The sequence below is a fragment of the Pantoea sp. 18069 genome, from assembly GCF_902706035.1.
GTDB lineage: Bacteria > Pseudomonadota > Gammaproteobacteria > Burkholderiales > Burkholderiaceae_C > Comamonas.
Map to the genome: position 1 here is coordinate 89,614 of NZ_CACSJA010000022.1, position 6,623 is coordinate 96,236.

At 64.0% G+C, this 6,623-nt stretch carries 5 protein-coding genes; all 5 read right to left on the minus strand.

What is annotated here, in order from left to right:
* Position 1: 1 nt before the first annotated feature.
* Positions 2-781, minus strand: a complete 780-nt coding sequence (locus tag GVL12_RS17255) for an ABC transporter ATP-binding protein (RefSeq protein ID WP_159916256.1) — start codon at positions 779-781, stop codon at positions 2-4.
* Positions 778-2,130: a branched-chain amino acid ABC transporter permease gene (locus GVL12_RS17260; protein ID WP_200843848.1), complete on the minus strand. Its 1,353-nt coding sequence runs from the start codon at positions 2,128-2,130 to the stop codon at positions 778-780. The genes GVL12_RS17255 and GVL12_RS17260 overlap by 4 nt, the downstream gene beginning before the upstream one ends.
* 3 nt (positions 2,131-2,133) lie before the next feature.
* A complete protein-coding gene (locus GVL12_RS17265; RefSeq protein WP_159916258.1) occupies positions 2,134-3,087 on the minus strand; it encodes a branched-chain amino acid ABC transporter permease in 954 nt (317 codons plus the stop codon).
* A gap of 210 nt (positions 3,088-3,297) precedes the next feature.
* Positions 3,298-4,533 (minus strand): branched-chain amino acid ABC transporter substrate-binding protein, encoded by a 1,236-nt coding sequence (locus GVL12_RS17270; RefSeq protein ID WP_159916260.1) that lies wholly within the window; start codon positions 4,531-4,533, stop codon positions 3,298-3,300.
* A gap of 261 nt (positions 4,534-4,794) precedes the next feature.
* On the minus strand, positions 4,795-6,435 hold the full coding sequence (locus GVL12_RS17275) for a 3-(methylthio)propionyl-CoA ligase (protein ID WP_159916262.1): 1,641 nt from the start codon (positions 6,433-6,435) through the stop codon (positions 4,795-4,797).
* Positions 6,436-6,623: the final 188 nt, after the last annotated feature.

Sequence of the window (6,623 nt, forward strand, 5' to 3'; positions counted from 1 at the left end):
TTCAGTGCGCTCCCGCCTGCTGATCGGCCACGGCAGATCCCAGATAAGCTTCCTGCACGCGCGGGTTCGCGCGCACCTTGTCGGGTGTATCGAAGGCAATCACCTCGCCATACACCACCACGGCGATCTTGTCGGCCAGGCCGAACACCACGCCCATGTCGTGCTCCACCGTCAGCAGCGTGCGCCCTTCGGTGACCTGCCTGATCAGCTGGATGAAGCGCGTGGTCTCGCTGTTGCTCATGCCCGCCGTGGGCTCGTCGAGCAGGATCACGCTCGCGCCGCCCGCGATGGTGATGCCGATCTCGAGCGCGCGCTGCTCGGCATAGGTCAGGTTCATGGCCAGCACATCGCGCTTCCTGTCGAGTTGGATCATCTGCATCAGCTGCTCGGCGCGCGCATTCGCGTCGTGCAGGCGCGACAGAAAGCGCAGGAAGCTGTAGCGGTAGCCCATGCTCCACAGCACGCCGCAGCGCAGGTTCTCGAACACGCTGAGCTTGGGAAAGATGTTGGTGATCTGGAAGCTGCGCGACAGCCCCAGGCGATTGATCTCGAACGGCTTCTTGCCGTCGATGCGCTGGCCGTGCAGCAGCACTTCGCCGCTGCTCGGCTCGAAGCGGCCGCTGATCAGATTGAACAGCGTCGACTTGCCCGCGCCGTTCGGCCCGATGATGGCCACGCGCTCGCCGGCCTCGACGGCCAGGTTCACGCCGCGAATGATCTCGGTCTTGCCGAAACGCTTTTGCAGGTCCTTGAGTTCGAGCGCATAAGTGGTCTGTGTCATGGCTGCGCCTCCCCGCGCTTGATCTGCAGTTCGATTTCTTCCTGGACCTGGCTCCACTGGCGCACGAAGCGCCGGCGCAGCACTTCGAACAAGCCGCCGCCCACCACCAGCAGCGCAATCGCGCCTATCCAGCTGCCGCTGCTGCGCGTGTCCAGCAACAGGCCCATGAAGCGCAGGTGGTCGCCCAGCGCCGCGTTGAGCTGCAGGTGGTAGATCATCTCGACCACGGCCGCGAAGCCCGCCACGCCCACCAGCGCGCAGACCGTGAGCAGGGCATAGCTCGGCAGCAGCCGCTTGAGGCGGCCGAACTTCGCCACGCGCAGGTTCATCATGATCAGGCTGGCGACGCCGCCCGGTGCATACATCACCATGAACAGGAACACCAGGCCCAGGTACAGCAGCCAGGCCTTGGACAGCTCGGACAGCAGGATGGACGCGAACACCAGCAGCACCGCGCCGATGATGGGCCCGAAGAAGAACGTCGCGCCGCCCAGGAAGGTGAACAGCAGGTAGCTGCCCGAACGCATCACGCTCACACTGTCGGCCGCGGTGATGATCTCGAAGTTGATCGCCGCCAGGCCGCCGCCGATGCCGGCGAAAAAGCCGGCGATGATGAACGAGAAGTAGCGCACGCGCTGGGTGTTGTAGCCGACGAACTCGACGCGCTCGGGGTTGTCGCGCACCGCATTGAGCATGCGCCCCAGCGGCGTGCCGGTGAAGGCGAACATCAGCGCCGTGCAGATGAAGCAGTAGACCGCGATCAGGTAATAGACCTCGATCGCCGGGCCGAAGTCCATGCCCATGAACGGCTGGCCATAGACGCGGTCGGTGGTGATGCCTCCTTCGCCGCCGAAGAACTCGGGAAACATCAGCGCCATCGATGCTACGAGCTCGCCTATGCCCAGCGTGATCATCGCGAACGTCGTGCCCGACTTGCGCGTGGTCACATAGCCCAGCAAGATGGCGAAGAACATGCCGCCGAGCCCGCCGATCACCGGGATCAGCACCAGTGGTATCTGCAGGCCACCGACCTTGTTCATCGCATGGATGGCAATGAACGAGCCCATGCCGGTATAGACCGCATGGCCGAAGCTCAGCATGCCGCCCTGCCCCAGCAGGATGTTGTACGACAGGCAGATGATGATCAGGTAGCCGATCTGGCTGAGCATGGTCAGCGCCAGGCTGCTGGTGAACAGGTGCGGCGCGACGGCCAGCGCCAGCGCAAACAGCGACCAGACCACGAAGCGGCCGATATTCAGCGGCTTGAAACGGTAGGCCGGCGGCGTCGACGCCGGGCGGTCAGGCGCCATGGCCTTGCCAGCCGCAAGAGAAGTGGAAGAAGTATTCATGGCTCAGTCCTCTCTTGTGCCAAGCAGGCCCTTGGGCCGGAAAATCAGGATCAGCACGAGGAACAGGTAAGGCAGGATGGGCGCGACCTGGGAAATCGTGAGCTTGAGCACGGGATAGCCAAACGTCTGGTCGGTGACCTTGGCGCCCAGCGAGCCGAGGAAATGCACCAGCGAATAATCGAGCGCGACCGCAAAGCTCTGCACGATGCCGATCAGCAGCGAAGCCAGGAACGCGCCGGCGAGCGAGCCCATGCCGCCGACCACGACCACCACGAAGATGATGGAGCCCACCGACATCGCCATGGCCGGCTCGGTCACATAGGTGTTGCCGCCGATCACGCCGGCCAGGCCCGCGAGCGCGCAGCCGCCGCCGAAGACCAGCATGAACACGCGCGGCACGTTATGGCCCAGCGCCTGCGCCATTTCGGGGTGCTTGAGCGCGGCCTGGATCACCAGACCGATGCGCGTGCGCGTGAGCATCAGCCACACGGCCAGCAGCATCAGCAGCGCGACCAGCATCACGAACGAGCGCGACTTGGGAAACTGCGTGCCGTAGAGCGTGAACAGCGGGCCCTGGAGCTGGGTCGGCAGCGCATAGGGCACGGTGCCGCGGCCCCAGACCAGTTGCACCAGCTCCAGAATCAGATAGGACAGCCCGAACGTGACCAGCAGCTCGGGCACATGGCCGAACTTGTGCACGCGGCGCAGGCTGTAGCGTTCGAACAGCGCGCCGAGCGCGCCGACCATCAAGGGGGCGATGAACAGCGCGGGCCAGAAACCGAGCACGCCGCTGAGCGTGTAGGCGAAATAGGCGCCCAGCATGTAGAAACTGGTGTGGGCAAAGTTGAGCACACCCATCATGCTGAAAATCAGCGTCAGGCCTGAGCTCAGCATGAACAACAGCAGCCCATAGCTGACGCCGTTGAGCAGCGAGATCGTCAAGAATTCAGGATTCATCGCAGGACTTCAATCACAGTAAAGGCCTAAAAAACGAGGACCCGGGATGGCCGGGCCCCTGCGTCGCATCACCGCCCATGCAACTGCCGCGCTAGCGCACGGCCTACGCAGCTGGCGCGACCCAGCTCAGGGGCACCGAGCAAGGGCCGCCCCGCAGCGAGGTTGCCGCCCCCCCTCAGGGGGAAGCGGCGCCAGCCGCTCAGGGGGGGGTCAAGTTGGCCGCTTCATCTCGCACGAAGTCGGCGTGCTCGCCACATAGGGCTCGTAGTACTTGACCGGCGCCAGCGTATAGCCGGTGTTTTCCGAGTCCATGGGGTACTTGGCATCGGCCTTTTCCCAGCGCGTGATGAACAGCCCCTGCTGCAGCTGGTGGTCGCTCTTGCGCATTTCCACTTCGCCGTTGAAGCCCTTGAACTTCATGCCTTCCATCGTCGCCGCGACCTTCACCGGGTCTGTCGACTTGGCGCGCACGAAGGCTTCGGTGAGCATCGCGTAGGCGTTGTAGACCGAGGCCGTGTACATGTCGTCGTTGAAGCGCTTCTTGAAGTCGGTGACGATGCGGCCGATCTCGCCGGGCAGATTCAGGTGTCCATAACCCACGGCATAGACCTTGCCCGCGGCGCCTGCGCCCATGGCCGTGGGCGCGCCCGTGGCGATCGCGTAGTAGGTGTAGAACTTGACGTTGTTCAGGCCCGCGTCGTTCGCGGCCTTGATCAGCAGCGCCAGGTCCGAGCCCCAGTTGCCGGTGATCACCGAATCCGCGCCCGACTGCTTGATCTTGGCGATATAGGGCGAGAAGTCGCGCACCTGGGCCAGCGGCGACAGGTCGTCGCCGACGATCTCCACATCGGGACGCTTGCGCTTGAGCATGTCCTTGGCGTACTTGGAGACCTGGTGGCCGTGGGCGTAGTTCTGGTTGATCAGGTAGACCTTCTTCACCTCGGGAAGGTCCTTCATGTAGGTGGTCAGCGCCTCCATCTTCATCGAGGTATCGGCGTCCAGACGGAAGTGCCAGTAGCTGCACTTGCTGTTCGTCAGGTCCGGGTCGACTGCGGCGTAGTTGAGGTAGACCACCTCCTTGCCCTTGTTGCGCGCATTGTGCTTTTCGAGCGCATCCATGATGGCCAGCGCCGGGCCCGAGCCGTTGCCCTGCACGACGTAGCGCGCGCCCTGGTCCATGGCCGAGCGCAGCGCGCTGGTGGTTTCCTGGGGGCTGAGCTTGTTGTCTATGCCTATCACTTCGAACTTCACGCCGGCCGCGTTCTTCTTGCTGAACTCCTCGGCCAGGAACTGGAAGCTCTTGAGCTGGTTCGAGCCCAGCGCCGCCATCAGTCCCGAAAGCGGGTCAAGCCAGGCAATCTTGACCGTCTCCCCCTGCTGGGCCATCGCCCCGCCCGCACTCGCCAGGATCACCGCTGCCGTCACTGCCTTGAAAGCGAACTTCATTGTTTGTCTCCTTATTGGTGGATGAGCAGATGCAGCGTAGCGGCTTAGTTTGGACGGCTGGATGGGGATTGCCCTAGCCGCTATCGCCTAAGTGACTGGACTTCCTGCAACGCCAAAGCAAAAGCGCCATGCACCGGCCCGGCCATTCCCAGAAAACCTGGAATGGCATGGCAATCAGTGCATGGCGCGGGTTGTTTTGGCCGGAACGAGAGGCAGGCGCAGGGCATCCTGGCGCAGGGCCGAAGGACAAACGCCAGGTGTTTACAGTCCCGGCAGCTTGTAATCCACCAGCAGTTCGCGCAGCCGGGTCTTGAGCATCTTGCCCGTCGCGCCCAGCGGAATCGCATCGACAAACACCACATCATCGGGAATCTGCCATTTGGCAGTCTTGCCGTCGAAGAACTGCAGCAATTCCTCGCGCGTGACGCTCGCCTGCGCCTTGAGCGCCACGGCGACGATGGGGCGCTCGTCCCATTTGGGGTGGGCCATGCCTATGCAGGCGGCCATGGCCACGGCAGGATGCGCCATGGCGATGTTCTCGATGTCGATCGAGCTGATCCATTCGCCGCCGGACTTGATCACGTCCTTGCTGCGGTCGGTGATCTGCATGAAGCCGTCGGCGTCTATGGTCGCGACGTCACCCGTGGGAAACCAGCCCCGGCCCTGCTCGTCATGGACCAGCGGGCTGCCTTCGCCCTTGTAGTAGCTCTCGATGATCCAGGGCCCCCGCACCAGCAGATCGCCGTAGCTCTTGCCGTCCCAGGGCTGCTCCTTGCCGTCGCCGTCGACGATCTTCATGTCGACGCCATAGATCGCCCGGCCCTGCTTTTGCAGGATCTTCATCTTCTCGTCCTCGGGCAGCGCGAGCTGCTTGTTCTTGAGCGTGCACAGCGTGCCCAGCGGGCTCATCTCGGTCATGCCCCAGGCATGCAGCACCTCGACGCCAAAGACGTCCTGGAACGTGGTGATCATCGCCGGCGGGCAGGCCGAACCGCCGATCACCGTGCGCTTGAGGGTGCTGAAGCGCAGCCCGTTGGGCTGCATGTAGCCCAGCAGCATCTGCCAGATCGTGGGCACGCCGGCCGCATAGGTCACGCCTTCGGCCTCCATCAATTCGTAGAGCGACTTGCCGTCGAGCGCGGGGCCGGGAAACACCACCTTGGCACCGGTGAGCGCGGCCGAGTAGGGCACGCCCCAGGCATTGACGTGGAACATCGGCACCACGGGCAGCACCGCATCGCGCGCCGAAATGCCCATCACGTCGGGCAGCGCGGCCGCGTAGGCGTGCAGCGTGGTCGAGCGATGGCTGTACAGCGCGGCCTTGGGGTTGCCCGTGGTGCCGCTGGTGTAGCACATGCTCGAAGCGGTGTTCTCGTCGAACTGGGGCCAGACGTAGTCGGCCGACTGCTCGCCAATCCACGACTCGTAGCTGCTGAGGCCGGGAATGCCGGAGTCCGCAGGCAGCCTGTCGGCGTCGCACAGCGCAACCCACTTGCGCACCATCGGGCACTTGGCATGGATGGCCTGCACCAGCGGCAGGAAGGTCAGGTCGAAGCACAGCACCTTGTCTTCGGCATGGCCCACGATCCAGGCGATCTGGTCGGGATGCAGGCGCGGGTTGATGGTGTGCAGCACCCGGCCCGCACCGCTGACGCCGAAGTACATCTCCATATGGCGGTAACCGTTCCAGGCCAGGCTTGCCACGCGCTCGCCATGCGCCAGACCCAGCGCCTCGATCGCGTTCGCAAGCTGCTTGGAGCGCGCCGACAGGTCGCGGTAGGTATAGCGGTGAACATCGCCCTCGACGCGGCGCGAGACGATTTGCGCATCGCCATGGTGGCGGGCCGCGAAATCGATCAACGACGAGATCAGCAACGGTTGGCTCTGCATCAGTCCCAGCATGAATGGTCTCCTTGTACCCAGGTATATATCTCTCCATCCTACCGCGCGATTTCGGCGCCGCCCAGGCGCACTGTCACCAATGCGCGCCGTGCGCTGTCGTCCCGTGGTATGGCCTGACGCCGTATCGGGCCTGCGCCGTGGGCGACAATCGATGCCATGAACCCGATCGATCCTGCCCGCCCCGACCC

Coding starts and splice junctions, on each gene's coding strand:
- GVL12_RS17260 (WP_200843848.1), bottom strand. CDS start 2,130: ATGAATACTTCTTCCACTTCTCTTGCGGCTGGCAAGGCCATGGCGCCT.
- GVL12_RS17265 (WP_159916258.1), bottom strand. CDS start 3,087: ATGAATCCTGAATTCTTGACGATCTCGCTGCTCAACGGCGTCAGCTAT.
- GVL12_RS17255 (WP_159916256.1), bottom strand. CDS start 781: ATGACACAGACCACTTATGCGCTCGAACTCAAGGACCTGCAAAAGCGT.
- GVL12_RS17270 (WP_159916260.1), bottom strand. CDS start 4,533: ATGAAGTTCGCTTTCAAGGCAGTGACGGCAGCGGTGATCCTGGCGAGT.
- GVL12_RS17275 (WP_159916262.1), bottom strand. CDS start 6,435: ATGCTGGGACTGATGCAGAGCCAACCGTTGCTGATCTCGTCGTTGATC.